General features: G+C 62.5%; 23 protein-coding genes. 12 read left to right on the top strand and 11 right to left on the bottom strand.

Annotated features, from left to right (window positions below; translation table 11 throughout):
• Positions 1–4: 4 nt before the first annotated feature.
• On the bottom strand, positions 5–1,297 hold the full coding sequence (locus ACZ9EJ_RS12515; protein ID WP_046641502.1) for an Hsp70 family protein: 1,293 nt from the start codon (positions 1,295–1,297) through the stop codon (positions 5–7).
• 142 nt (positions 1,298–1,439) lie between these two features.
• Positions 1,440–2,330: a LysR family transcriptional regulator gene (locus tag ACZ9EJ_RS12510; RefSeq protein ID WP_046641532.1), complete on the bottom strand. Its 891-nt coding sequence runs from the start codon at positions 2,328–2,330 to the stop codon at positions 1,440–1,442.
• A 104-nt stretch (positions 2,331–2,434) separates the two neighbouring features.
• Between ACZ9EJ_RS12510 and blaOXA the strand changes: the two genes are divergently transcribed.
• A complete protein-coding gene (gene blaOXA, locus ACZ9EJ_RS12505; protein WP_046641501.1) occupies positions 2,435–3,259 on the top strand; it encodes a class D beta-lactamase in 825 nt (274 codons plus the stop codon).
• A 314-nt stretch (positions 3,260–3,573) separates the two neighbouring features.
• Here the strand turns inward: blaOXA and ACZ9EJ_RS12500 are convergent, their stop codons facing one another.
• The 5 genes from ACZ9EJ_RS12500 to ACZ9EJ_RS12480 form a co-directional block, all read right to left on the bottom strand.
• Positions 3,574–6,705 (bottom strand): efflux RND transporter permease subunit, encoded by a 3,132-nt coding sequence (locus ACZ9EJ_RS12500; RefSeq protein WP_046641500.1) that lies wholly within the window; start codon positions 6,703–6,705, stop codon positions 3,574–3,576.
• Positions 6,702–7,928, bottom strand: a complete 1,227-nt coding sequence (locus tag ACZ9EJ_RS12495) for an efflux RND transporter periplasmic adaptor subunit (RefSeq protein ID WP_046641499.1) — start codon at positions 7,926–7,928, stop codon at positions 6,702–6,704. Before ACZ9EJ_RS12495 ends, ACZ9EJ_RS12500 begins: the two co-directional genes overlap by 4 nt.
• 200 nt (positions 7,929–8,128) lie before the next feature.
• The gene (locus ACZ9EJ_RS12490; protein ID WP_046641498.1) at positions 8,129–8,332 is read right to left on the bottom strand and encodes a hypothetical protein; all 204 of its coding nucleotides are present in this window, start codon (positions 8,330–8,332) and stop codon (positions 8,129–8,131) included.
• Between the two features lie 100 nt (positions 8,333–8,432).
• Positions 8,433–8,801 (bottom strand): hypothetical protein, encoded by a 369-nt coding sequence (locus ACZ9EJ_RS12485; RefSeq protein ID WP_046641497.1) that lies wholly within the window; start codon positions 8,799–8,801, stop codon positions 8,433–8,435.
• Between the two features lie 128 nt (positions 8,802–8,929).
• Positions 8,930–9,718 carry an SDR family oxidoreductase gene (locus tag ACZ9EJ_RS12480; RefSeq protein ID WP_046641496.1) on the bottom strand — a complete coding sequence of 263 codons (789 nt, stop codon included), beginning with the start codon at positions 9,716–9,718 and terminating at the stop codon, positions 8,930–8,932.
• 257 nt (positions 9,719–9,975) lie between these two features.
• Here ACZ9EJ_RS12480 and ACZ9EJ_RS12475 point away from each other — a divergent pair, with 257 nt between their 5' ends.
• The 6 genes from ACZ9EJ_RS12475 to ACZ9EJ_RS12450 all read left to right on the top strand — a co-directional run bounded on the left by ACZ9EJ_RS12475 (position 9,976) and on the right by ACZ9EJ_RS12450 (position 15,085).
• Positions 9,976–11,652, top strand: coding sequence for an electron transfer flavoprotein-ubiquinone oxidoreductase (locus tag ACZ9EJ_RS12475; RefSeq protein WP_046629876.1), 1,677 nt, complete (start codon positions 9,976–9,978; stop codon positions 11,650–11,652).
• Between the two features lie 104 nt (positions 11,653–11,756).
• Positions 11,757–12,038 carry a hypothetical protein gene (locus tag ACZ9EJ_RS12470; RefSeq protein ID WP_046629877.1) on the top strand — a complete coding sequence of 94 codons (282 nt, stop codon included), beginning with the start codon at positions 11,757–11,759 and terminating at the stop codon, positions 12,036–12,038.
• A complete protein-coding gene (locus tag ACZ9EJ_RS12465; RefSeq protein ID WP_046629878.1) occupies positions 12,031–12,546 on the top strand; it encodes a hypothetical protein in 516 nt (171 codons plus the stop codon). The genes ACZ9EJ_RS12470 and ACZ9EJ_RS12465 overlap by 8 nt, the downstream gene beginning before the upstream one ends.
• A 12-nt stretch (positions 12,547–12,558) precedes the next feature.
• Positions 12,559–13,824, top strand: coding sequence for a hypothetical protein (locus ACZ9EJ_RS12460; protein WP_046629879.1), 1,266 nt, complete (start codon positions 12,559–12,561; stop codon positions 13,822–13,824).
• A complete protein-coding gene (locus tag ACZ9EJ_RS12455; RefSeq protein ID WP_046629880.1) occupies positions 13,821–14,381 on the top strand; it encodes a hypothetical protein in 561 nt (186 codons plus the stop codon). The genes ACZ9EJ_RS12460 and ACZ9EJ_RS12455 overlap by 4 nt, the downstream gene beginning before the upstream one ends.
• Before the next feature lie 95 nt (positions 14,382–14,476).
• Entirely contained in the window at positions 14,477–15,085 is a 609-nt protein-coding gene (locus tag ACZ9EJ_RS12450; protein ID WP_046629881.1) for a L,D-transpeptidase, read from the top strand.
• Positions 15,086–15,163: 78 nt separating this feature from the next.
• On the opposite strand, the gene ACZ9EJ_RS12445 is transcribed toward ACZ9EJ_RS12450, so the two are convergent.
• A complete protein-coding gene (locus ACZ9EJ_RS12445) occupies positions 15,164–16,180 on the bottom strand; it encodes a zinc-binding alcohol dehydrogenase family protein (protein ID WP_046641495.1) in 1,017 nt (338 codons plus the stop codon).
• 123 nt (positions 16,181–16,303) lie between these two features.
• On the opposite strand from ACZ9EJ_RS12445, the gene ACZ9EJ_RS12440 reads away from it, so the two are divergent.
• Positions 16,304–16,699 (top strand): winged helix-turn-helix transcriptional regulator, encoded by a 396-nt coding sequence (locus tag ACZ9EJ_RS12440; RefSeq protein WP_007757679.1) that lies wholly within the window; start codon positions 16,304–16,306, stop codon positions 16,697–16,699.
• A gap of 186 nt (positions 16,700–16,885) precedes the next feature.
• On the opposite strand, the gene ACZ9EJ_RS12435 is transcribed toward ACZ9EJ_RS12440, so the two are convergent.
• On the bottom strand, positions 16,886–18,127 hold the full coding sequence (locus tag ACZ9EJ_RS12435; RefSeq protein ID WP_046641493.1) for an MFS transporter: 1,242 nt from the start codon (positions 18,125–18,127) through the stop codon (positions 16,886–16,888).
• Between the two features lie 271 nt (positions 18,128–18,398).
• Here ACZ9EJ_RS12435 and ACZ9EJ_RS12430 point away from each other — a divergent pair, with 271 nt between their 5' ends.
• The gene (locus ACZ9EJ_RS12430; RefSeq protein WP_046641492.1) at positions 18,399–19,337 is read left to right on the top strand and encodes a diacylglycerol/lipid kinase family protein; all 939 of its coding nucleotides are present in this window, start codon (positions 18,399–18,401) and stop codon (positions 19,335–19,337) included.
• Positions 19,338–19,376: 39 nt separating this feature from the next.
• Here the strand turns inward: ACZ9EJ_RS12430 and ACZ9EJ_RS12425 are convergent, their stop codons facing one another.
• Positions 19,377–20,120 carry a GGDEF domain-containing protein gene (locus ACZ9EJ_RS12425; protein ID WP_046641491.1) on the bottom strand — a complete coding sequence of 248 codons (744 nt, stop codon included), beginning with the start codon at positions 20,118–20,120 and terminating at the stop codon, positions 19,377–19,379.
• Between the two features lie 305 nt (positions 20,121–20,425).
• On the opposite strand from ACZ9EJ_RS12425, the gene ACZ9EJ_RS12420 reads away from it, so the two are divergent.
• Together ACZ9EJ_RS12420 and ACZ9EJ_RS12415 are read left to right on the top strand one after the other, a co-directional pair.
• On the top strand, positions 20,426–20,830 hold the full coding sequence (locus ACZ9EJ_RS12420; RefSeq protein WP_251090832.1) for a hypothetical protein: 405 nt from the start codon (positions 20,426–20,428) through the stop codon (positions 20,828–20,830).
• Complete coding sequence (locus tag ACZ9EJ_RS12415) at positions 20,827–21,144, top strand: hypothetical protein (RefSeq protein ID WP_046641489.1); 318 nt, start codon at positions 20,827–20,829, stop codon at positions 21,142–21,144. Before ACZ9EJ_RS12420 ends, ACZ9EJ_RS12415 begins: the two co-directional genes overlap by 4 nt.
• Before the next feature lie 9 nt (positions 21,145–21,153).
• On the opposite strand, the gene ACZ9EJ_RS12410 is transcribed toward ACZ9EJ_RS12415, so the two are convergent.
• The gene (locus ACZ9EJ_RS12410; RefSeq protein WP_046641488.1) at positions 21,154–22,488 is read right to left on the bottom strand and encodes a glutamine synthetase family protein; all 1,335 of its coding nucleotides are present in this window, start codon (positions 22,486–22,488) and stop codon (positions 21,154–21,156) included.
• Between the two features lie 84 nt (positions 22,489–22,572).
• Between ACZ9EJ_RS12410 and ACZ9EJ_RS12405 the strand changes: the two genes are divergently transcribed.
• Positions 22,573–23,940, top strand: coding sequence for an aspartate aminotransferase family protein (locus tag ACZ9EJ_RS12405; RefSeq protein ID WP_046641487.1), 1,368 nt, complete (start codon positions 22,573–22,575; stop codon positions 23,938–23,940).
• The last annotated feature ends 33 nt before the right edge of the window (positions 23,941–23,973 follow it).

Raw genomic sequence — 23,973 nt, 5'->3', positions numbered from 1 at the left:
CCCCTCAAGCCGCCCATTGCGCGATATTGTCACTCTCGCCGATCAGCGCCAGGCCGTGGGCGATCGACAGGAGTTCGCCGCCGGTCTCGATCTTGCCTGCATCGAATCGCTGCGTGAAAATCCGTCGCACGGCCGGCACGAAGGACGTGCCGCCGGTCAGGAACACCTTGTCGATCTCTCCGGGTGCGGTGCCGGTCTTTTCGAGCACCTCGTCGAGCGCGCCCTCGATGCGGCCGAGGTCTTCGGCGATCCAGCCTTCGAAATCGGTGCGCTTCACCATTTTCCGGCCGGCCTTGCCGAGAGGGGCAAAGTTGAATTCCGCTTCCTCTGCTCCCGACAGCGCCATCTTGGTCGCGGAAATCGCCTGGTAGAGCGGGTATCCCTCGTCATGGTCGACGAGATCGACGAACAGTTCGAGCTTTTCCGGTTCCAGCGCCGAGCGTACCAACGATTTCAGGTCGGTGAATTCGCGCGTGGTCTTGAAGATCGACAGCTGGTTCCAGCGGCCGAAATTGACGTAATAGCCGGCCGGCACGTCCAGCACCTTGTCGAAACTCTTGAACTTGCTGCCCTTGCCGATTTCCGGGGACACCAGGTTATCGATCATCCGGTAGTCGAAATGGTCGCCCGCGACGCCGACGCCCGAATGGCCGATCGGGGTGGCGGTCAGCTTGCCGGCCTTGGTTTCGAAACGGATCAGCGAATAGTCGGTCGTGCCGCCGCCGAAGTCGGCAACGAGGACGGTCGCGTCGCTCTTCAGCGGCTGGGCGAAGTAATAGGCGGCCGCGACCGGTTCGTAGACATAGTGGATTTCCGGAAAGCCGAGCCGGGTCAACGCCTCGTTGTAGCGCTCGGTCGCAAGCTTCGGATCCGGGTTGGCGCCGGCGAAATGCACCGGCCGTCCGGCGATTACCCGCGACACGTCGGTCGGCCAACTGTCCTCCGCATAGGTTTTCAGGCGCTTCAGGAAGATCTCCATCAGGTCCTCGAAGACGTGCCGGCGGGCAAAGACCAGCGTGCCCTGGAACAGCGCGCTCGCCGCAAACGTCTTGATCGACTGCAGGAAACGACAGTCGCCGGGATTGTCGATGAACTGGCGGATCGCCGCCTGTCCGGCCTCGACCTTCAGCGCCTGCGCGCCCATCACCGGATCCTTCATGAAGGAGAGCGCGGTGCGCATGGAATCGCTCTCGCCGGCACTGCTGGAGAAGCGCATCGAATGCGTCGTGCTGCCGCCATCCGCCAATGCCAGAACCGTATTCGTCGTGCCGAAATCAAGCCCGAGCGCCCGTGCCATCGCCGTGCTCCTTTTATTCATCGAAAGTCATTGAACCGGAGCCAACAAGGCTCCGAACGCCAAAAGGGCGCTTCTGGCGCCCCGGAATTTTTGAGAGGGCGCGTGATCGCACAAGGCGACCTGGATGGCAACCCCGCAAACCCTAGATTTCGAGCTGTCGCCGCGTCTCCGCCGCCTGCTGCGCAAGCCAGTTCCTGAACATTTCCATCGCCGGCGTCACGGTGCGGGATTTGAGCCTGGTCAGCCAGTAACTGCCCTTGGAAATGGTGATCGGGAAGGGCTGTTCGATCATGCCGGCGGCAAGCTGGCGGGAGAACATCAGGGGAGGGGCGAGCGCCACGCCGGCCCCTTGCATCGCCGCTTCGACCATCAGAACGGATGAGTCGAAGACCATGCCGCGAATCTGCGGCGGGGCGACATGCGCGGCCTCGAACCAGCTCGGCCATTCGTCGGCGCGGTAGGAACGCAGCAGCACCTGGTGCGCGACATCCTCCGGGGTTCTGATCTGCCTTGCGATCGGTGGAATGCAGAGGACGGAAAGCGGCGTCTCGAACAACGCCTCCGCCTCGATATCGTGCCAGGCGCCGTTGCCGAACTTGATCGTGTAGTCCAGCCCTTCGGCGGCGATATCGACGCGGTTGTTGTTGGTCGAGAGCCTCAGATCGATGAACGGGTATCTTTCCCGGAAGTCGGAAAGCCGCGGCAGCAGCCAGCCGACCGCGAGCGTGCCGACTGCGCCGAGTTTCAGCACCTCTCGCACATGCCCGTCTTCGAAGCGCTCCAGCATGGCGGCCATGCGGTCGAAACTGTCCTGCAGCGCCGGCAGCAGCGCCAATCCTTCCTCGGTGATCATCAGCCCGCGCGGCAGGCGGCGGAACAGCGTCACGCCGAGCCGCTGTTCGAGCAGCTTTACCTGATGGCTGACGGCGGCCTGGGTGACGCAGAGCTCGATGGCCGCCCGGGTGAACGAGAGGTGCCGGGCGGCCGCCTCGAAGGCCCGCAGCGCGTTCAGCGGTAAATATGGTCGAACCATGGCCATGCCCTAGTTTGATTCATGCCTGACCGCAGATATCATCGTTTGATTGGGGCTTACAAGCCGACCTAGAAAAGCCGTGTCACCCCATTTGGAGCACCGCCATGGCTTTCAGAAATTCTTTCCTTCTGGCATTTTCTCTCGGAATTACTGCGACTTTTCTCGATTGCACCTCTGCCGGCGCCGCCGATCCGATCCGCTGCACCGTCATCATCGACGAGGACAGCGGCAAGGCGCTTTATCGTCAGGGAACCTGTGACCAGGGTTTTTATCCCCAGTCGACCTTCAAACTGCCTTTGGCCATGATGGGCTATGATGCCGGCATTCTGACGGATACCCAGAACCCGCGCTGGAAATATCAGGCGAAGTTCGGTGGCCCGGAGCGGGTGAAGAAGGATGTCGATCCGCTGATCTGGGAGAAGGAATCGATCGTCTGGTATTCGCAGGAAATTGCCCGAAAGCTCGGCAAGTCCAAGTTCGCGGACTACATCCAGCGCTTCGGTTACGGCAACCGGGATATCTCCGGCGGCCCGGGCAATACCGACGGCCTGACCGAATCCTGGCTGATGTCGTCGCTGAAGATTTCGGCCGACCAGCAGGTCCAGTTCCTGCGCCGGTTCCTCAACGGCGGCCTGCCGATCTCCGAACATGCGGTCGACATGACGCTGGCGATCGTGCCGCATTTCGAGGCGGGCGACGGCTGGGACATCCAGGGCAAGACCGGCTCCGGCTGGCTGCGCGACAAGGCCGGCAAGGTGGATTACGACCGCCCGCTCGGCTGGTTCGTCGGCTGGGCGATGAAGGACGAGCGGCGGGTCATCTTCGCAAGGCTGCTGGTCGATACCAAGCGTTACCCGAACGAGCCGATCAGCTTTGTGGTGCGGGATGGGCTGATCCGCGATTTCCCGAAGCTGGCCGAAAGTTTCTGATTTTTCGGCGCGTGGCCTGAAACTGAGAGCGGCCGGGCGACCCCCAAGCCCGACCGCCACAGCGTGTACGCAGTACGACGCTGCACCACCATAAGAAGCTTTAGCAGCGACTAATGCAAACGGAGTCGTTTATTCAGGTTATTGGTTAAGGTTACCTTGCAGTGCGCTGCGTCATTCTCGGACGGCTGCTTCAGTTTCCACTGTGTTTTCCGGTAGATGATGATCAGGATGCACCATTCCGAGACGATCAATCCGATCTTTCCGGCAGGCGGGATTTCTCCCGCCGCCGCAGAGCGAGCACCAAGGCGAGGGGCTCATTCGGCCGCAATCGCGGTCGGGATGTCGTCATCGTCGTTTGCCTCGTGCAAGTCTTCCGTCTTGCGGCGGCCGAGCCGGCTGAGGAAGCGGCCGAACCGGTCCATTTCCACGAAGATGACGGGCGTGATGAACAGCGTCAGCGCCTGGGAAACGATCAGCCCGCCGACCACCGCGATGCCGAGCGGCTGGCGCAACTCGGAAGAGGCGCCGGTGCCGAGCGCGATCGGCAGCGCGCCGAGCAGCGCGCAGAAGGTCGTCATCATGATCGGCCGGAAGCGCCGCACGCAGGCTTCGTGGATCGCGACGGCTGCCGTCTCGCCCTTCGAGCGCATCGTCTCCACCGCCACGTCGATCATCATGATCGCGTTCTTCTTGACGATGCCGATCAGCATCAGCAGCCCGATCAGCGCGATGATCGACAGGTCGAAGCCGAACAGTTTCAGCGCCAGCAACGCCCCGAAGGCCGCTGCCGGCAGGCCCGACAGGATGGTCAGCGGGTGGATGAAGCTCTCGTAGAGCACACCGAGCACCACATAGATGGTGAGCACTGCGGCAAGGATCAGCAGCGGCGTATTGCCCTGGCTCTGCTGGAAGATCTGCGCCGTGCCTCCATAGGAGGTGAACACGTCGTTCGGCATCTGCAGGTTCGCCTTGATCTGATCGATCGCCGCCGTCGCATCGGAGAGCGACACACCGGCCGGCAGGTTGAACGACACCGTCGTCGAGACCAGCTGGCCGGTCTGGTTGATGGTGACGGGCGCCGTCTGTCGCACGATGGTGGCGAAGTTCGAGAGCGGCACCAGCGAGCCGTTCGAGGACATCACCCTGACACCCTGCAGCATCTGGTCGTTCCACTGCTGCGTATTGTCGAACTCGGTGATCACGTCGTAGCTGTCGCCGGTCGACTGGATCTCGGCCGCGGTATACCCGCCGAACGCCATCTGCAGCGTCTTGCGCAGCTCGTCGTCGGTAATCCCGAACGAGGCGGCCTTTTCCGGGTCGACCTTGATATTGGCTTCGATCGCATCGTTCTGGGCGTCGGAGGTGACGTCGGTGAAATGCGCCCGGTCAGCGCGCATCGCGGTCTGGATCTTGTCCGACCATTCGCTGGTCTGCGAGGCGTTCAGCGCCTGCACCACGAGCTGATACTGGCTGGCCGTCGCGCGGCCACCGAAACGCAGGCTCTGCTGCGGGGTGATGAAGGTCTTCATGCCGGCGAATTTGGATGTCGCCTGCCTCAGTTCGCGCAGCGTCTGGTCGAGCGGGGGACGCTGGTCGCGGTCCTTCAACTCCACCCAGATCGTGCCGTTGTTGAGCGAGCTGCGGCCATTGCTGCCGACGATCGAGGTGACGTGGTTGACCGCCTGGTTTTTCTGCACCGCTGCCGCCACCTGCGCCTGCAGGTCGCGCATCGCCGGATAGGAAATATCCTCGCGGGCGCGGGTCGAGATCGTCAGACGGCCGATATCCTCCTGTGGGAAGAAGCTCGTCGGCAGGATCCGGAACAGATAGACCGACCCGCCGACGGACGCGAGGAAGACCAGAAGGATGACCGCCCGGTTTCTGAGGCACCAGCCGACCGCCCGGTCGTAACCCTTGAGCGTCCTGCTGAAGCCCGCGTCGAAGATGCGGACCATCAGGCCCGGGTGATGTTCGGCGCCGGACAGGCGCGAGCCGAGCATCGGCGTCACCGTCAGCGAGACGACCGCCGAGGCGACGATGGCGAGCGCCACCACCATGCCGAATTCGTTGAACAGCCGCCCGACCACCCCGCCCATCAGCAGGATGGGGATGAATACGGCAATCAGCGACACCGACATGGAAATGATCGTCGAACTGACTTCCGAAGCGCCCTGCAGCGCCGCCTGCATCGGCGCCATGCCGCCCTCGACATGCCGCATGATGTTTTCCAGCATGACGATCGCATCGTCCACGACGAGGCCGACCGAGAGCGTCAGCCCGAGCAGCGAGATGTTGTCGATACTGTAGCCGAGCACATACATGGCGCCGAACGTGGCGATCAGCGACAACGGCACGGCGAGCCCCGGAACGAGGGTGGCGGTGATCCGGCCGAGGAAGAGATAGATGACCAGCACGACAAGGCCGATCGTCAGCATCAGCGTGAACTGCACGTCCGATATCGATGCGCGGATCGCCGTCGACGAATCGTTCATGACGTCGATCGACACCGAGGCTGGCAGCTCGGCGGACAGTCCGGGCAGTTTTGCGCGCACCGCATCGACGACATCGACCGTATTGGCATCCGGCTGGCGCTGGATGGCGAGGATGATCGACTGGTTGCCGTCATACCAGCTTCCCGCATCGAGGTTCGCAACGCTGTCCTGAACGTTGGCGACATCGCCGAGATGGACAGGCGCCCCGTTCGGGCTGGCGATCACCAGCGAGCGGAACTGGTCGGCATTGGTGCGCTGGGTATCCGCATTGATGGTCAGCCGCTGGCTGTTGTTTTCGAGCGAGCCGACCGGCGCCTGGCTGTTGGCGCTGGCGATCGCATTGGTGACGTTGTCGACGCCGAGATTGCGGGCCTGCAGCTTGTTGGGATCGACCTCGACGCGCACGGCATAGGTCTGGGCGCCGAAGATCGAGACTTCCGCAACGCCCGGAAGCGTCGAGAGAGACGGGGAGAGCACGTCCTCGGCGATCTCGTCGATCTTGCTGCGCGGCATCGTATCGCTGCGGATCGACAGGAGCAGGACCGGGGCGTCGGCCGGGTTGGTCTTGCGGTAGCTCGGCGGCGTCGTCATGTTGTCCGGCAGTTGCCGGGTCGCATGCGAGATCGCCGCCTGCACGTCGGCCGCCGCCGCATCGATATTGCGGTTGAGGTCGAACTGCAGCACGATCGAGGTATTGCCGAGCGAGTTCGTGGCGCTGATCTCGCTGATGCCGGGGATGGTCTCGAACTGCTTGACAAGAGGCGTCGAGACAGCCGTCGCCATGGTCTGCGGCGAGGCTCCGGTCAGTTGGGCCGAGACGTTGATGGTCGGAAAATCGACCTGCGGCAGGGCGGCGACGGGCAGGAGCTGGTAGCCGGCAAGGCCGGCGAGTACGGCGCCGATGGCAAGCAGCGTGGTGGCGACCGGGCGGCGGATGCAGAATTCGGGGATCATTGCGCTGCCCCCACTTCGATCGGCTGGTCATTGCGCTTGGCACCGGCCGTCTTCTGGCCATTGCCGAACTGCTCGACGACGGTCGCGCCATCGACGAGCTGCACCTGGCCCTCGACCACCACATGCGCCCCTTCGGTGAGCCCGCTGGCAATCGCCGTGTCCGGGCCGTTGGAGCGGGCAATTTTGACCGGCGTCACATGCACCTTTTTGTCGTCGCCGACCGCGTAGACGAACGGGCTGTCGACGCCCGGATTGACGGCTACCGTCGGCACCACGATGTCCTTGTCGTCGCTCCGGAAATGCACGGTGACATTCAGCGATTGCCCTGGCCACAGCGCGCCCGACGGATTGTCGAACTTCGCCTTGGCAAGGATCGTGCCCGAAGCCGGATCGACGCTATTGTCGAAGAAGCTCAGGGTTCCGGTGGCCGAAGGGCCGCCGCCCTGCGGCACGGCATCGACCGCAACCGCATTCGCCGGCGTCCCCTGCTTGAGCTGGCCGAGATAGGCCTCGGGAAGATGGAATTTCACATAGATCGGGTCGTATTTGGCGATCGTCACCACCGCCGATCCGGCGCTGAGATAGGCGCCGGTGCTGATGTCGATATCGCCGAGCCTTCCGTCGAAGGGCGCACGGATATCGGTATGGTCGAGGTCGATCTGATCGGCTGCGATCGCCGCATTGTCGCTCTGCACGGTGGCGGCAGCGGTATCCTGCGCCGCCTTCGCCTGGTCAACGGCCTGCTGCGTGCCGGCATTGCCGTGCAGCAGGTCGTTGGCGCGGGCAAGCGCCGTCTGGGCTTGGGTGAGCGTCGCCTGGTCGCGGACAAGAAGCGCCTTGTCCTTGTCGAGAGCGGCTTTGGCGGTGCGGTCGTCGAGCTTGGCGATCAGGTCGCCCGTCTTCACATAAGCGCCTTCGGTTGCCGCGATGCGGACGACGATGCCCGGTTGCTGGGCAGCGATCGTCGTATTCTCGTCCGCATTGGCCGCACCGGAGGCGGCGACGTCCATCGGCAGCGAGGCGCGGGTGGCGGCGACCGTCTTCACCGCTGGCGGCGGACCGCCTGCGCCGCGCCGTCGTTGCGCGCCCTGCGGCTGGCTATCGCCGGTATCGGCGGATGCCTGCTGGATGAAGGATGACAGAAACGGAAGCCGATCGCGGAACTCCCAGCCCGCTACGCCGGCAACGACAAGAACGCCGGCAAAAATCCAGATCTTCTTCATGGGTGACCGCTCGCCTGTGGTTGTGCTCGATGGTATCGGCTCATCGAACCGCCCCTATTGCGGCGCAAAAAAGACAGGTTTTGCCCGGCCGGCTCACGAACCGGTGAAAGCGGATTAAAGGTTTGTAATGAAGGGCTTAGATGAACTGGAGTTAATTTTCTTCGCCTTTTGGCTGCGCAGGATGAGCGCGCCCAACCGGACTAGCGGACGAACCGCCGGGTGCCCCAGATCACCGCAAAGCCGATGATCGCGACGCCTGCGCCTCGGACGATCCAAGGCGTCTGGTTGATCATGAAACTGCTGGCGGGATAGGGGAAGGCGCCGGTGCCCTGGCCGATCCAGATGAGGCCGATGACCACCATCAGGCCGCCGATGACCGAAAGCGCAAGTCGAGTGAGTTTCATGGAAGAATCTCCGAAGGCAGGGTCTGGAGATCATAGGCGTGGGCGGGTGCTCCCGCGAGACGCGTTTGCGTGATGTCGCATCGTCCGGAGACGTCTCCGGTCAGACGTCTTCGTAATAGGTGGCGATCAGCGATCGTGGTGCCGGTTCCTCGCCGTCGGCCAGGAAGAAACTGCCGGCGATCCGGCTCGAAGGCGACAGGCTGTCGAGAAGATTGCGGACGACCACATCGTCCACGGCCTCGAGGCTTCGCGCATGCATGTTTCCCGATCGGCCGGAAATCGCCGAAGTCTCGGCCGCGTGCCGGGTTGCTGCTTCCCAGGAGCCTGCATAGGTCGCCACCTGTCCGGCCGCAAGTGTCGCCGAGATCGAGGCTGCCGGGGAGGCAGCGGAAGGCGCCGCGGCGTGAGGCACGGCGGAGGGTACACTGGGCGGGGTAGCCTCGGTCGCCCCCGAAACACTTTCGATCATGCCGGCGATCCTTTAATTTTGGGGGGCCGGCTTGCCTCTTACGACAGGCGAATTGAGATACCGCCAACAGCGGCATCCCAATTCGATTTAATGTTTAACGACCTGGATTTAACCCTCTTTCCGAAACCTCAGATCGAGCGCGATGCGCCACCGTCGACCCGAAGCATCGTGCCGGTGACATAGCTTGCGGGGACCGAGCAGAGAAACGCACCGGCGGCCGCGAATTCCTCGACCTTGCCGAGCCGGCCGGCGGGAATGGTCTTCAGCGAGGCGGAGCGGATTTCCTCTACCGACTTGCCGGTGCGCTTGGCATTGGCACCGTCGAGTTCGTCGATACGGTCGGTATGGATGCGGCCGGGAAGCAGCATGTTGCAGGTAATGCCGAAACCCGCGACTTCCGTGGCCATCGTCTTGCTCCAGCCGACCAGCGCCGAGCGTAACGTGTTGGAAAGCGCCAGATTGGCGATCGGCTCGAAGACGCCGGAGGAGGCGACGGTCAGGATGCGGCCGAAACCCTGTTCCTTCATCTGCGGCAGGAAGGCGTTGGTGAGCGTGATGACGCGCAGCACCATGGACTGGAAGAAGATGTCGAGCTTGTCGGCGGTCATGTCTTCCGCTGTGCCGGGCGTCGGGCCGCCGGTATTGTTGACCAGGATGTCGATTCCGCCGAGCTTTTCCTTGACGGAGGCCTTCATCGCCTCGACGAAATTCTCTTCGGAAAGATCGCCCCAGACCCAGTCTGCCTTACCCTTGCCTTCGGCATTGATCGCCTTGCAATTGTCCGCCAGCCGCTCGCCGGAGCGCCCGACGAGGAGGACGTGCGCGCCTTCGCTTGCAAGCGCCTTGGCGATGCCGAGGCCAAGTCCGCGCGACGAGGCGAGCACGAGAGCGCGTTTGCCGTTAAGACCGAGATCCATGATGCTGTTCCTTCCCAATTCCTGTCATCGGTTGTCGGGCCTTTATAGCAGCGGCAGAAGGCGGCGAAAGGCCGATCTTGCTTTCTGCGGTTCGGTGCCTATAACTGACGTGTACGTAAACGTAATATGAGAAAACCGAAACGTCGTTTGCGCGAATGACAAGGCGGAGGACGTTTTCCCGCCTCGACAAGCCGGGGCGGTTTTGTCAAACAGGTTGCCTGAATAAAGCCGGAAGGGGCCGGCGAGCGGAGTTGGATATGAGCGAGCAAGAACTTCCTGCCCACGAAATGCCAGAGCGCGAGAGCATGGAATTCGACGTGGTGATCGTCGGCGCGGGTCCTGCGGGGCTCTCGGCCGCGATCCGCCTGAAACAGGCCAATCCGGACCTGACAGTCGTGGTGCTCGAAAAGGGTTCGGAAGTCGGGGCGCATATCCTCTCGGGCGCGGTGGTCGATCCGGTCGGCATCGACGCCCTGCTGCCCGGCTGGCGCGAAGAGGCCAGCCACCCGTTCAAGCAGCCGGTCACCGCCGACCATTTCCTGTTTTTGGGCCCTGCCGGCTCGATCCGGCTTCCGAACTTCATGATGCCGCCGCTGATGAACAATCACGGCAACTACATCGTCTCGCTCGGAAACGTCTGTCGCTGGCTCGCCGAAAAGGCGGAGGCGCTCGGCGTCGAGATTTATCCAGGCTTTGCCGCCACCGAAGTGCTCTATGACGAGAACGGCGCGGTCAAGGGCGTGGCGACCGGCGACATGGGCGTCGAGAAGAATGGCGAGCCCGGCCCGGCTTTCACGCGCGGCATGGAACTGCACGGCAAATACGTGTTGATCGGCGAGGGCGTGCGCGGTTCGCTCGCCAAGCAGTTGATCAACCGGTTCGATCTTCAGAAGGATCGCGAACCCCAGAAATACGGCATCGGCCTGAAAGAACTGTGGCAGGTGAAGCCGGAGCACCACCGGCCGGGCCTGGTGCAGCACTCGTTCGGCTGGCCGCTCGGCATGAAGACCGGCGGCGGTTCGTTCCTCTATCATCTCGAAGACAATATGGTGGCCGTCGGCTTCGTCGTGCACCTGAACTACAAGAACCCGTATCTCTACCCGTTCGAGGAATTCCAGCGCTTCAAGACGCATGATGCGATCCGCGGTACGTTCGAGGGCGCCAAGCGCCTCTCCTACGGCGCCCGCGCCATCACCGAGGGCGGATACCAGTCGGTGCCGAAACTGACCTTCCCGGGCGGCGCGCTGATCGGCTGTTCCGCCGGCCTCGTCAACGTGCCGCGCATCAAGGGCAGCCACAACGCGGTCCTGTCCGGCATCCTCGCCGCCGACAACATCGCGAAAGCCATCGCGGACGGCCGTGCCAATGACGAGGTGATCGAGATCGAGAACGAGTGGCGCTCGACGGCCATCGGCAAGGACCTGAAACGGGTGCGCAACGTCAAGCCGCTCTGGTCGAAACTCGGCACCGGCCTCGGCATCGCGCTCGGCGGTCTCGACATGTGGACCAACCAGCTCTTCGGCCTGTCGATCTTCGGCACGCTGAAGCACGGCAAGACCGACGCGCAGAGCCTCGAACCGGCCGCGCAGCATAAAAAGATCGACTACCCGAAGCCGGACGGCGTGCTCACCTTCGACCGCCTGTCCTCGGTCTTCCTGTCGAACACCAACCACGAGGAAGACCAGCCGGTCCATCTCCAGGTGAAGGACATGGACCTGCAGAAGCGCTCGGAACTGGACGTCTATGGCGGCCCTTCGACGCGCTACTGTCCGGCCGGCGTCTACGAATGGGTGGAGAAGGACGGCAGCCAAGTCTACGTCATCAACGCCCAGAACTGCGTCCACTGCAAGACCTGCGACATCAAGGATCCCAACCAGAACATCAATTGGGTTCCGCCGCAGGGCGGCGAGGGGCCGGTCTATCCGAATATGTAGTTGCTCGAAGACAGGAGGAGGATATCCTTCCATTCGAGGATTGCTGTCGACCGGTGGTTGCGCTAGTTTTTGCTTAACGGGTTCCGAGCCTCGTTGGGGGGAAGATGAGCAAGATAGCTGCCATCGATGCCGCAATTCGCCTGCAGCTTGCCGAAGACGGAAAGACGATCGGGCGAAACGACGCTCTCGTCGGAGCTACCGGCTACGGCAATGCCGCGGAAGTCGAGGAATTCCTCCTGAAGGTCGCCAGGCGGCTGCGGCTCGATACGCCGGTGCTCCGTTTCGCGTGGACTGATATCAAGGCGGCGGATATCACCGCCAGCAGGTTCCATATCGTCCACGAGAGAATCTTCGAGAAGACCACGGTGGAGAAGTCGGATGACTGAGCTTCCCGTTCTGGAATTCCCCCTCATTCCGAAAGGCCTGTCCGCCGAGGACACTTTGTCCGTCCTGCGAAAGGAGAAAACGAATTTCGTCGTCTCGGCGGGTGCCGATGGGTTGCGGGTGATATCGCAGCAAGGGGTGGGCACCCCTGTCCCTCCACCCTTGCTGGAGGATCGCTCCGGAATTCTGGCGCAGATCCAAAGCCTCCCGTCCGATGTTCCCCTTTCTGACTATTTGAGGTCCAACAGCGCTCTTTGGAACTTTTCGCGTCCGGGAATGGTCAGCATCCGGGAAAACCTGGTGCAGCCGTTTGGTGCCGAACGACCGGTCGCCATCTTTGGTTACGACAGCGGGCTGGGGCCAAGTTCGTCATCGCTGCTTGGTCTGTTCGACAAGCATGATGTCTACAAGATCGTGGCCGGCATATGGGAATGTCCGTACGATGGCGAACTTTTCCGCGCCGACGGCACGTGTCCCGTTCATGGCCGGAGGCTCAAGCGAAAGGCATAGGGTCGGGGCGCGATGTTCGCGGAGATACTGGGAAAGATCGATGGCTGGTTCGGGCGCTCTTTCCTTCTGGCGCGCTATTTTCCATGGCTGCTTTTCTGCCTCGCCAACGCCCTGATCGCGGCGATCGAATTCGAGCCGGTGCGGACTTTTCTGCTGGAGGAATACCGCAATCTCGGTTCGGGCGAAAAACTCGTCAATTTCGCAATTGCCCTGAGTGCGGTGGCCGTCATCGCCTTCACGCTGTCGCCCGCGGTCCAGCCGATCACGCGGCTACTGGAAGGAAAGGGCATCCCCTGGTGGATGGCCAGTCTGCTGGCCTTCGGCCATGTGCTGAAGCGCGACCGGCGGATCGCCCGCGGCAACGCCCTGTTTCAGCGCCGAGCGAAATTGCCCGCAAGCATCGATGTGATCCGTGAGCTGGCGCGCGACCGTGAAGAGGGCGCGTTCACCCGGGACGTTGCCGACCCTGGCGCTATCGACAAAGCCGAAACCGCCATCCGGCCGTTGCGCAACGCCCGGTATCTCAACCGACCGATCGAGGTCGAGCCGCTGAACACCGCAATTTCCGCCCTTTCGGCAGCATTGAGGGCAAATTGCGCCGAAGTGCTGCAACTGCGGCCGGCCGTCGATGTGCGGGCGACGGCGCATGCCGAGGCGCTGGCCGCGCTGCACCGGGAGATGACCGACCAGTATACGGGGCTCGTGACCTATGCCGCAGACATTGCCCAGTCCCACGAGGCGCATGAATTCGATTCCTATCAGACGCTGTTTGCCAGGCTCGAGGTAGCGCCCACCCGCTTCGGCAACGATCTTGCGGCGCTGCGCAGCTATTGTGATACGCGCTACGGCTTCGATTTCGATCTTCTGTGGCCGCGTCTGCAAATGGTGATCAAGAACGAGACATTGCTGGCCAAGCTGGAGAATGCCCGTATCCAGCTGGATTTCTCGATCCTCAGCCTTTCGCTCAGCGGCCTGTTCACGGTGACCTGGCTGGCGGTGCTCGGCATTTGGGGCAGTTCGCTCGCGGCGCTGCTCATCGTCGTCGTCTTCGGCCCCTTGATGGTCGTTCTCTGGCTGTGGATCGTCCACGAAAGCTTCACCGCCTTTTCCGAGACCGTGCGGGGCACGATCGATATCGGCCGCTTCGATCTCCTCAAGGCCCTGCACCGGCCCCTGCCGAAAACCCTGGGCGACGAACGCGCGATCTGGGCGGTGGTGGCAGCGATGCTGTCGCTGGACGAGCCCGAGGGCGACATTGCCTACGAGTACGGCCCATGAAGATCGATCGCATCGACATGCTGCTCGGGGTCGTTGCCATCGCGAGAGTAATCCCGCTGCTCGTTTATGCCGGTCTGGTCGTCTGGATCATAACGCTGGTCGCTGGCCGCTCTGAAACGCCCGAACCGGTCGCGCGGCTCGCCTTGCAGCGCAATCACCAGATCGACAACGGCGATCTGCAGACCCCGGCCTTTGTCGGGCTGGTCGGTAAATATCTCAAGCAGGATGTCGCGGCCGGCGACAAGGTGACGGCTGCTATGCTCGAGGACACGCCCCTTCCGGCGCCGTTGAACAATACCATGGCGGCGATCATCTCTATCCCTCTGCAAGCCAGCAAGGCGGCCGGGATCAAGGCCGGCAGCGACGTCCAGATCTGTGATCGCAACAACCAGGGCTTTGGCGGGTTGACGAAGGTGATCTCCGTCGATTGCGACGAGCGCCTTTGTCAGGTCACGGTCACGCTTCCGAAAATGCCCGGCCAGACGGTCGATCCCGACGTCTTGGCAGGTGCCTCGCTTCTCGGCGGACAATATCAGACCTGTTCTGCCCGCCCCTAGGTCGACAATGGCCTGTTCGCCATCCGTTTAGCACTTCATTAACCATAATATTCTTAAATTCAGCGTCATTCTCTCGACGCACCAAGGACACATTCATGTCGATTTCCCGTCGCGGCTTTCTTGCGGGCCTGCCGCTTCTGCTTGCCGGCTGCGCTTCTACTGTTGAACAGACGAACTATGCCGCACTGCCGAACGAGCCGTTTCCGCTGAAGACCGTGCCGGTCGAGAACATAAAGCCCGAGCTGCGCCGTCAGGAGGTGGCTTACGTCACCCCGCATGCCGCCGGCACCGTGGTCGTCGATACGCCGGCCCGCCGCGCCTACTACATCCTCGGCAACGGCCGTGCGATCCGCTACGGCGTCGGCGTCGGCCGTGCGGGCCTGGCGCTTGCCGGCAATGCCTATGTCGGCCGCAAGGCCGAATGGCCGACCTGGACCCCGACCGCAAACATGCAGCGCCGCGAAGAGCGTTACCGGAAACTGGCGGGCGGCATGCCCGGCGGCCCGAACAACCCGCTCGGCGCCCGCGCCATGTATCTCTACCGCGGCGGCAACGATACGCATTTCCGCATCCATGGCACCAACCAGCCCGAATCGATCGGGCTTGCCATGTCGAGCGGCTGCATCCGCATGATGAACCACGACGTCATCGACCTCTACAGCCGCGTCAATGTCGGCGCCAAGGTCGTCGTTATCCAGGCCTGATCCACCGCCAGGCCGTGAAGAAAGCCCGCCGTTTCAGCCATGGCGGGCTTTCTTTGTTTCAGCTCGCAGCCACGGCGGTCAGAAGCCCGAGAGCACCAGCTTGCCCTTGGTGCGGTTGGTCTCGATCATCGCGTGCGCCGTCTTCAGGTTGGCGGCATTGATCGGCCCAAGCGTTTCGGCAAGCGTCGTGCGGATCTTGCCCGCATCGACCAGTTCGGCGACGTGGTTCAGCAACTTGTGCTGCTCGATCATGTCGGCGGTCTGGAAGATGGCGCGGGCGAACATCATTTCCCAATGCACTGACAACGCCTTGCCCTTGAAGACGCGCAGGTCCATCGGCTCCTTCGGATCGTCGATCAGCGACAGGCGGCCCTGCGGCGCGATCAGTTCCAGGATGTCCGTGAGGTGGTTTTCCGTATGGGTGGTCGAGAAGACGAAGGCGGGCGCGCCGATCGCCATCTGCGCGAGCTGCGGCGCCATCGGTTTCGAATGGTCGAGCACGTGATGGGCGCCGAGTTCCTTGATCCACGCTTGCGTCTCCGGCCGCGAGCCGGTGCCGATGACCGTCACGTCCGACAGTTCGCGCAGGAGCTGGATGGCGATCGAGCCGACCCCGCCGGCGCCGCCGATGACCAGCACCGCATTCCAGGCGCCCGCCACCTTGTCCTGCACCTTCATGCGATGGAACAGCGCCTCATAGGCGGTGATCGCCGTCAGCGGCAGGGCGGCGGCTTCCTCGAAGCTCAGGGTTTTCGGCTTGAAGCCGACGATGCGCTCGTCGACCAGATGGAATTCCGCATTGGTGCCCGGCCGGTTGATCACGCCGGCATAATAGACCTCGTCACCGGGCTTGAAGAGTTTGACGCCAGGGCCGACCGCCTTGACCACGCCCGAGGCATCGTAACCGAGGATCCGGTGCTGGCCGGGTTCGACGGCAGCCAAGCGGCGCACCTTGGTGTCGACCGGATTGACCGAGACCGCCTTGATCTCGACGAGCAGGTCGCGGCCCGCCGCCTCCGGCATGGGCAGCTCGATATCGATCAGCGAGGTTTCGGCGGTGATGGGCTGGGGCGTATTGAAGCCGATGGCACGCATGGAACGTCTCCTTGGTTTGTGTCCTGTTGTCCGCAAACTAGATGGCGCCTATGTTCAGCGAGCGCAAGAATGCACATTTTTGGCCTATAGTACCGAAAAGTATACCGTGAAAGGACGCTGACCATGTCGAAACCCCGTGCCAAGCTGACCGACAATTTCCCCGGATGCCCGGTCGAAACGACGCTGAGTTTCCTCGATGGAAAATGGAAAGGCGTCATCCTCTATCATCTGCTGGAAGATGGCACGCTGCGCTTCAACGAGCTTCGCCGCCGCATTCCCGCGGTCACCCAGCGTATGCTGACCAAGCAGCTCAGGGAGCTTGAAGAGGCGGGACTGTTGACACGCACCATATTCCCGGTCGTGCCGCCGCGCGTCGATTATGCGCTCACCCCGATCGGTCTGAGCCTCGAACCGGTCATCACGGCCCTCCGCATCTGGGGCAAGACCCATTTCGTCTGCGAGAATGGCAGAAGGTACATGATGATGCCGGAGGAAAAGGCGGCGTCGAAGGCAGCCTAGCCATTGAGGTGTTATGTGTCTCCGCGGACATGAACGGTAATGGCAGCGCAAACCTCATCCAGCCCTTCAGGCCACCTTCTCCCCGCTAGGGAGAAGAGGGAACGTGCCGCGACCTATCGTTTATCCTCTCCCCCTGGGGAGAGGTCCGCCGAGCAAAGCTGAGGCGGGGTGAGGGGCTGCTGGCTCTCAGGTCGCCGCAGTCTTCCGGTCGAGCGCCGCAGATACCGCGAACACCCCAAAGCCCAGCAGCGACAAAACTGCCCCGACATAGCCCGTCGCGGCAAAACCCCAGCCCCAGGCGATGACGAGGCCGCCGAGCCAGGCGCCGAGCGCGTTGGCGATGTTGAAGGCCGAGTGGTTGGAGGCGGCGGCCAGCGTCTGCGCGTCGGCAGCGACGTCCATCAGCCGCGTCTGCAGCGCGGGACCGGCGGCGAAGCCGCAGCCGATGAGGAAGACGCAGAGGCAGAGTACGACGGGATATTCGGCCCACAGTCCGAAGGCGCCCATGACGACGATGTTGAACAGCATCACCCCGCCGATCGTTCCTTTGAGCGACAGGTCGGCCAGCCGCGAGCCGACGATATTGCCGACATTCATGCCGATCCCGAACAGCGTCAGCACGACTGCCACCATGCTGACCGACATTCCGGCCGTCACCGTCGTGGTCGAGGCGATATAGCTGAACACCGAGAACATGCCGCCGAAGCCGACCGCGGCGATGCCGAGCGTCAGCCATACCTGCGCGCGGCCGAAGGCGCTGAGCTCGCGCCAGATGCTGGCGCCCTCATGCACCTCGTCGCGCGGCTGGAAATACCAGAGCAGCGCCACCGTCACGACCCCGATGCCGCCGACCAGGAAGAAGGCGGCGCGCCAGTTGAGCATCTGTCCCATGAAGGTGGCGATCGGCGTCCCGACCAGGGTCGCGACCGTGAGGCCGAGCATCACCCGGCCAACGGCGCGGGCGCGCTTGTTGGGCGGCACCATCGAGGCAGCCACGAGAGCCGCGACGCCGAAATAGGCGCCATGCGGCAGGCCGGTGACGAAGCGCAGCGCGGTAAAGCTCCAGAAGTCCGGTGCCATGGCGCTCAAGATGTTGCCGAGCGCAAATACGGTCATCAGGATCAGGAGCAGCGAGCGCCGCGTCATCCGGGCGGCGGCGACCGCGATGATCGGCGCACCGATGACGACGCCGAGAGCATAGGCGCTGATCACGTAGCCCGCCATTGGAATGCTGACCTGATAGGTGGAGGCGACATCCGGCAACAGGCCCATGATCGCGAATTCGCCCGTGCCGATGCCGAAGCCTCCGACCGCCAATGCGATCTCGATCAGGATGACGGCGAGCCGCGAAAGAGCGGGTGCACTCTCAAAGTCTTGGGTTTCCGAACGGTCACGTGCGGATTGAAAATCGGCGGCAGTATCGGTCATAACATTGAATCTGCTGGAAAAAGACGCGGGTAGGATGTGGGAGACATCCACCCGCTCTGGAGGAGTGCGGGTCATCGAAATGACCGAACTTTAGGCTAACATGGCATTGTGCATCGCGGTAGTATCCGCCGTTTATTCAGACGTGCCCTCACGGGATTGTGAGTTTTTTCCTGAAGCGACGGCGCGCTTGTTGATAAAGCTGCGGGTCGCAACCATTTCTCTGATGGGCCGTTGTCCCGCGCCAAATCCGCTCCTCTGCAAGCGAGATCAAATGAACCTTTTTGCCGTCTTCAACCGCGATGGCGGTACCTTCCGAACCACCGACATGGACGCCTATTGCGCTCGAGCAGCCGAGACGTTCAAGGCGGCCGGTCACGAGATCGAATGCCATGTGGTGTCCGGCAAGGACGTGGTTTCGACCATGGAAAAGGCGGCCGCGACGACCGGCGTCGAAGGGCTTATCGCCGGTGGCGGGGACGGAACGATCTCCGCGGCCGCGGGTATAGCCTGGAAAAGCGGCCTGACGCTCGGCGTCGTGCCGGCCGGCACCATGAACCTTTTCGCCCGCTCGCTGAGACTGCCGCTCGATATCTGGCAGGTGCTGGATGCGCTGGCAGATGCGACACCTGAAAAGATCGATATCGCCAGCGCCAACGGCAAGAGTTTCGTGCACCAGTTTTCCGCCGGATTGCATGCGCGCATGGTGCGCTACCGCAATTCCATGACCTTCGCCTCGCGGCTCGGCAAGATACGCGCGAGCACGCGGGCGGCGATCGGCGTCATGTTCAATCCGCCGGAATTCGAGGTGGAGTTCAGCGCCGGAGGCAAGATCGGGCACCGCAAGGTCTCGGCGATTTCCGTATCCAACAACGAGTTCGGCCGCGATCCGCTGATGTTCGCCGACAGCCTGACCGGCGGCCATCTCGGCTTCTATGTCGCCGATCCGCTGACGCCCGCGGGCGTGGCGCGGCTGACCTTCGATATCATGCGCGGCCGGCTGAAGGAGAACGCCGCCGTCACGGCGATGACGGCGACCGAACTGGAACTGCATTTCCCCCGCGAGCGCCACGATATCCGCTGCGTTATCGACGGGGAACTGCTGCCGATGGATCGCGACGTGCTCCTGAAGATCCATGCGGGCGAGCTGACCGTGCTGGTCAACCAGCCGCAGGAGCGCGTGGCACAGGAACGGGACGGCAGCGGGATCTGAGCAAGTTCGCGGTGGTATCCGAACCGTTACGCCGCCTCTTCAGATGGATGAAACGACCCGATTTCGCCCGAGCGATTTCGCTTCGTAGAGATTGACGTCGGCGGCTCTGAGGCATTCATGAGGATCGAAGCCCGCAGCGCAGTGGATAACTCCTATGCTGGCCGATACCGGCACACTCGATCGTGAGCCGGGGCGCACATCCAGGCCTTCGATCAGTTCTCGGATATCCTCGCACCACTTCAACATCTTGTCGACGCTCAGGCCACCTTGAAAGAGAGCGAATTCTTCACCACCAAGGCGGCCCGCAATGTTGAATTCCCCGCGATACGTGGCGAGGATCTGCCCGGTGCGGCGAAGGACCTCGTCGCCGGTCGCATGACCGTAACGATCGTTGATCGATTTGAAATGGTCCAGATCCAGGAAGATAAGGGCTCCCGTTATGCCTTCCCGGCTGAAAGTCTGCAGTTCCTCCATGAAGGTGCTGCGGTTCAACAGTCCGGTCAAGCCGTCCAGGCGGGACTGCCGGTGAAGCTCCTCGTAGGCGGCTGCCAGTTTCGTGAGTGCGTCGGAGGCCATGGATTCCGCCCGCCGGATCCGTTCCGACTGGCTGTAAAGCACGGCCGAGGCGGGAATGGAGATCGCCAGCGGGCAAACGATGGTCATCACCAGGCCGGCACCGGCAACCTCCCCGCCCAGCATAGGAACGAAGGCAAACGACAGGGCCAGAGAAGCGAGTAGGGACAAAAGTCCGGTAATGAGTGACTTGGCGATAACAATACGCATCGAATGTGCCGCAAGACTTCAAATATCCACCTTCCTTAGGCCTCATGAATTTAAGATAGATTGAAACATTCGCTTAAACATCGATCGTGTGCGGCCGCTGCCTGTTCCCGCTGCCGCAGATCGCGGCATCCGGGCGAGTTCGGGGCCAGCAATGCAACCTCTTGCATCTGCCTGTTCATATCTCGTTAAGTGGGGATCACTAGGTTTTCAACCATTGATAGAATCATTGGTTGGTCTGGCCATGAAGCGCCCGACAAATCGCGGCAATGCCCATCAAGGGAGGTGCGCCGCGAACGAGGGCCGGCATGACTTCCATCTCCGCTGTTCAACCTGGGGCTCTGCTGATCCTTCAGCAGGCGAACGCCCAGCCTGCAGAAACTGCCGAAGACAAGACCGAGGAACAGAAGGCCGATCTCGTCAAGCTGGCAAACGGCATTACCGGCGAGCCGGCCAAGGAGACACTGAAGGCCGCCTTCGCGGTGAGCGCCGCCTTCATGGAACTGGACGCCAAGGGCGAGCTGGCCGTCGAGGCGATGGAGTTCATCGACTCGGATCAGTTCAAGGTCACCGATCTGACCGTCAAGCAGACGCTGAAGCAGCTGATCTCCGAAAACGGGTGGCAATTCATGCAGCTGGTGAAGCAGCAGCAGGAGGCCTACGACGGCGCCATCACACGCGAGAATCTGTTCGCCATCGTGCTTCCCAGATGATCGTCAAGAACCGTGAGCGTTTCACCGAGGACGAGATCGAGCTTTCGGTAAGGTTCGAGGACAAGAGCGGCATCATCGTCTTCATTCCCGACAGCGAGGGGAATAGCACCTATAGCGACCTGATGGAAGCTTTGGAGCAGGAGGAGATCAACGCCGCCAAGACCGGGGACGGGACGGCCCTAGGTGAGCTCAACGCGGAACTCGGTTCCTATACTGCCGCCTGGAGTCAGGCATTCGGTTTCAAACCGGGCGATGTCTACATGTTTATTGATGTCAAAGACATTCTCTACGCCCCATGGATGAAAAAGGCATAGGCCTACATCCTAAATCCGCGGCAGATAGGTCTGGTAGTCGAAATCCGAGACCGTGCGCAGGTAGGTGATCGCCTCCTTGCGCTTCGTATCGCCATAGAGCTTCTGATAGCGCGCCCCAAAAACGTCGGCGATGAAGGGCGAGGCGGAAAACTCCTCGACCGCCGTCAGGAAATCGTGCGTCAGCTTTTTCGTGCCGGCCGCAGGTTCCTTGCCGGGTTCGGTTGCAGGGCCCGGATCGAGCGTCTCGTCCAATCCTAAAAGCATGCCGCCGAGGATGGCGGTCAGCAGCAGATACGGATTGACGTCGGCGCCGGCGACGCGGTGCTCGATGCGGGCGGCAGGCCCCTGGGCATCCGGAATGCGCACCGCAGTCCCCCGATGACCGTAGCCCCAGTCGATATCGACCGGCGCGAAGGAACCCGGCTGGAATCGGCGGTAGGAATTGGCAAATGGCGCGAAGATCAGCTGCGCATCGCGCATCGTGTCTAGCATGCCGGCGCAGACGGATTTCAGCCGCACCGGATCGCCGCCCTTGGCATCCAGCACATTGTTGCCGTCTCGGTCGATGATGCTCGCATGCACATGCAGGCCGGAGCCCGCATGGTCCGCATAGGGTTTTGCCATGCAGGTGGATTTGAGGCCATGCTTCCTGGCTGCCTGCTCGGCGATGCGCTTCAGGTAGATGCAGTCGTCGGCGGCCGCCAGCGCATCGGCGCGGTGCAGAAGGTTGATCTCGAATTGGCCAGGGCCGAATTCGGCGGTCGTCGCATCGGCCGGCAGGTCTTGCGCCTTCGCCCAGGCCCGCACCGTCTGCAGATAGTCGTCGAGCGCATCGACGGCCCTCATGTCGTAGAGCTGGAAGCCGTTCGGCTCGCCGCGATACATGAGGCTGGCCGGCGGGCGCGGCCTGCCCGTCTCGCGCCAGTCGTCCTCGATCACGTAGAATTCGAGTTCCGTCGCCACGACCGGCGTCAGGCCGCGTTCGTCGAAGCGCTTGAGAAGGGCAGCGAGAATGGCGCGGGGATCCATGAAGGAAGGCGTGCCGTCGAATTCGTGCATGGTCGAGAGAACCTGCTTCGACCCTTCCGGCGCCCACGGCATCGGCGCAAGGCTACGCTTGTCGGGAATACACAGGCCGTCGGGATCGCCGATCGTCATGGAAAGCCCGGTGATCTCGTCATTGTCGTAGCCCCAGATATCGAGCGACTGGGTGGAGGAGGGGAGGCGCACCGTGCCGTCCCAGACCTTCTTTTCCGCCGTGAGCGGAATCTGTTTGCCGCGCAGGTCGCCGTTCATGCCGACGAGCAGGATTTCGATGCGGGGCGATGCAGAATCTGAAGCCATGAGGAATGTCTTTTGACGGGAGTTGCGGAACTCTGTTCGTAACCGATAAGAATTGACGGCACAATCTGAGGCAGAGAGACAGCCATGACCGATATGCCGCCGCTTTCCAATCTCGCCGCCATCGATGCCGCCCATCACCTGCACCCGTTCTCGGACATGAAGCAGTTGAACGCCAAGGGTGCTCGGGTCATCCAGCGCGCGGAAGGCGTCCATATCTACGATTCGACGGGCAAGAAATATCTCGATGCCTTTGCCGGCCTCTGGTGCGTCAATGTCGGTTACGGCCGCAAGTCGATCGCAGATGCCGCCTATGCCCAGATGCAGGAACTGCCCTACTACAACACCTTCTTCGGCACCACGACGGCCCCGGCGGCGCTACTCGCCCAGAAGATCGCCTCGCACACGGGCGAAAAGCTGAAGCGCGTCTTCTTCACCAATTCCGGCTCGGAGGCGACCGATACCTGGTTCCGCATGGCGCGGGTCTACTGGAAGGCCTTGGGCAGGCCGGAAAAGACCTTGGTTATCGCCCGCAGGAACGCCTATCACGGGTCGACCGTCGCCGGCGCCTCGCTCGGCGGCATGAAGCTGATGCACGAACAGGGCAACCTGCCGATCGAGGGCATCCACCACATCGGCCAGCCCTATTGGTATGCCGAGGGCGGGGACCTTTCGCCTGCCGAATTCGGCCTCAAGGTCGCCCGTGAGCTGGAAGCCAAGATCGACGAACTCGGCGAGGACCGCGTCGCCGCCTTCGTCGCCGAACCGATCCAGGGGGCGGGCGGGGTCATCATCCCGCCGGAAACCTACTGGCCGGAGATCGCCCGCATCTGCAAGGCCCGCAATATCCTGCTTGTCGCCGATGAGGTGATCTGCGGCTTCGGCCGCCTCGGCACCTGGTTCGGCCATCAATATTACGGTTTCGAGCCGGATCTCGCGCCGATCGCCAAGGGCCTGTCCTCCGGCTACCTGCCGATCGGCGGCGTGCTGGTCAGCGACCGTGTCGCCGACGTAATGGTCGAGGAGTTAGGCGATTTCTACCACGGCTTCACCTATTCCGGTCACCCGGTTGCGGCTGCTGCGGCCTTGGAAAACATCCGCATCATCGAGGAGGAGGGGCTCGTCGAGCGTGTCCGCGACGATATCGGCCCCTATTTCGCCGCCGCCTGGAAGAGCCTCGAGGATCACGCGGTGGTCGGCCAGGCCGAAAGCGTCGGCCTGATCGGCGGCCTGCAGCTTGCAGCGGATAAATCCACCCGCCGGCGTTATGCAAAGCCCGACGATATCGGCACGCTGGTGCGCAATCACTGCGTCGAGAACGGCCTGATCCTGCGCGCCACCGGCGACCGCATGCTCGCCTCGCCGGCGCTGACCATCAGCCGTTCGGAAGTGGACGAGGTGATCGAAAAGCTGCGGGCGGCCCTGGATCATCTGCGGGATACAGTAAGGGACTGAGCCGCCGCCGCGAGTCAATCTCCCCCCTTGCGG

This window comes from Neorhizobium sp. USDA 3394, assembly GCF_056280385.1.
The sequence above is the reverse complement of the archived record's forward strand: the minus strand, read 5'-3'. Positions and strand labels throughout refer to the sequence as shown.

What these genes read in the sequence shown, in the direction of transcription:
- ACZ9EJ_RS12455 (WP_046629880.1), top strand. Translation starts at nt 13,821, where the DNA reads ATGAAGATCGATCGCATCGACATGCTGCTCGGGGTCGTTGCCATCGCG.
- ACZ9EJ_RS12495 (WP_046641499.1), bottom strand. Translation starts at nt 7,928, where the DNA reads ATGAAGAAGATCTGGATTTTTGCCGGCGTTCTTGTCGTTGCCGGCGTA.
- ACZ9EJ_RS12440 (WP_007757679.1), top strand. Translation starts at nt 16,304, where the DNA reads ATGTCGAAACCCCGTGCCAAGCTGACCGACAATTTCCCCGGATGCCCG.
- ACZ9EJ_RS12515 (WP_046641502.1), bottom strand. Translation starts at nt 1,297, where the DNA reads ATGGCACGGGCGCTCGGGCTTGATTTCGGCACGACGAATACGGTTCTG.
- ACZ9EJ_RS12405 (WP_046641487.1), top strand. Translation starts at nt 22,573, where the DNA reads ATGACCGATATGCCGCCGCTTTCCAATCTCGCCGCCATCGATGCCGCC.
- ACZ9EJ_RS12450 (WP_046629881.1), top strand. Translation starts at nt 14,477, where the DNA reads ATGTCGATTTCCCGTCGCGGCTTTCTTGCGGGCCTGCCGCTTCTGCTT.
- ACZ9EJ_RS12435 (WP_046641493.1), bottom strand. Translation starts at nt 18,127, where the DNA reads ATGACCGATACTGCCGCCGATTTTCAATCCGCACGTGACCGTTCGGAA.
- ACZ9EJ_RS12500 (WP_046641500.1), bottom strand. Translation starts at nt 6,705, where the DNA reads ATGATCCCCGAATTCTGCATCCGCCGCCCGGTCGCCACCACGCTGCTT.
- ACZ9EJ_RS12465 (WP_046629878.1), top strand. Translation starts at nt 12,031, where the DNA reads ATGACTGAGCTTCCCGTTCTGGAATTCCCCCTCATTCCGAAAGGCCTG.
- ACZ9EJ_RS12410 (WP_046641488.1), bottom strand. Translation starts at nt 22,488, where the DNA reads ATGGCTTCAGATTCTGCATCGCCCCGCATCGAAATCCTGCTCGTCGGC.
- blaOXA (WP_046641501.1), top strand. Translation starts at nt 2,435, where the DNA reads ATGGCTTTCAGAAATTCTTTCCTTCTGGCATTTTCTCTCGGAATTACT.
- ACZ9EJ_RS12475 (WP_046629876.1), top strand. Translation starts at nt 9,976, where the DNA reads ATGAGCGAGCAAGAACTTCCTGCCCACGAAATGCCAGAGCGCGAGAGC.
- ACZ9EJ_RS12420 (WP_251090832.1), top strand. Translation starts at nt 20,426, where the DNA reads ATGACTTCCATCTCCGCTGTTCAACCTGGGGCTCTGCTGATCCTTCAG.
- ACZ9EJ_RS12480 (WP_046641496.1), bottom strand. Translation starts at nt 9,718, where the DNA reads ATGGATCTCGGTCTTAACGGCAAACGCGCTCTCGTGCTCGCCTCGTCG.
- ACZ9EJ_RS12415 (WP_046641489.1), top strand. Translation starts at nt 20,827, where the DNA reads ATGATCGTCAAGAACCGTGAGCGTTTCACCGAGGACGAGATCGAGCTT.
- ACZ9EJ_RS12425 (WP_046641491.1), bottom strand. Translation starts at nt 20,120, where the DNA reads ATGCGTATTGTTATCGCCAAGTCACTCATTACCGGACTTTTGTCCCTA.
- ACZ9EJ_RS12430 (WP_046641492.1), top strand. Translation starts at nt 18,399, where the DNA reads ATGAACCTTTTTGCCGTCTTCAACCGCGATGGCGGTACCTTCCGAACC.
- ACZ9EJ_RS12470 (WP_046629877.1), top strand. Translation starts at nt 11,757, where the DNA reads ATGAGCAAGATAGCTGCCATCGATGCCGCAATTCGCCTGCAGCTTGCC.
- ACZ9EJ_RS12490 (WP_046641498.1), bottom strand. Translation starts at nt 8,332, where the DNA reads ATGAAACTCACTCGACTTGCGCTTTCGGTCATCGGCGGCCTGATGGTG.
- ACZ9EJ_RS12445 (WP_046641495.1), bottom strand. Translation starts at nt 16,180, where the DNA reads ATGCGTGCCATCGGCTTCAATACGCCCCAGCCCATCACCGCCGAAACC.
- ACZ9EJ_RS12460 (WP_046629879.1), top strand. Translation starts at nt 12,559, where the DNA reads ATGTTCGCGGAGATACTGGGAAAGATCGATGGCTGGTTCGGGCGCTCT.
- ACZ9EJ_RS12510 (WP_046641532.1), bottom strand. Translation starts at nt 2,330, where the DNA reads ATGGTTCGACCATATTTACCGCTGAACGCGCTGCGGGCCTTCGAGGCG.
- ACZ9EJ_RS12485 (WP_046641497.1), bottom strand. Translation starts at nt 8,801, where the DNA reads ATGATCGAAAGTGTTTCGGGGGCGACCGAGGCTACCCCGCCCAGTGTA.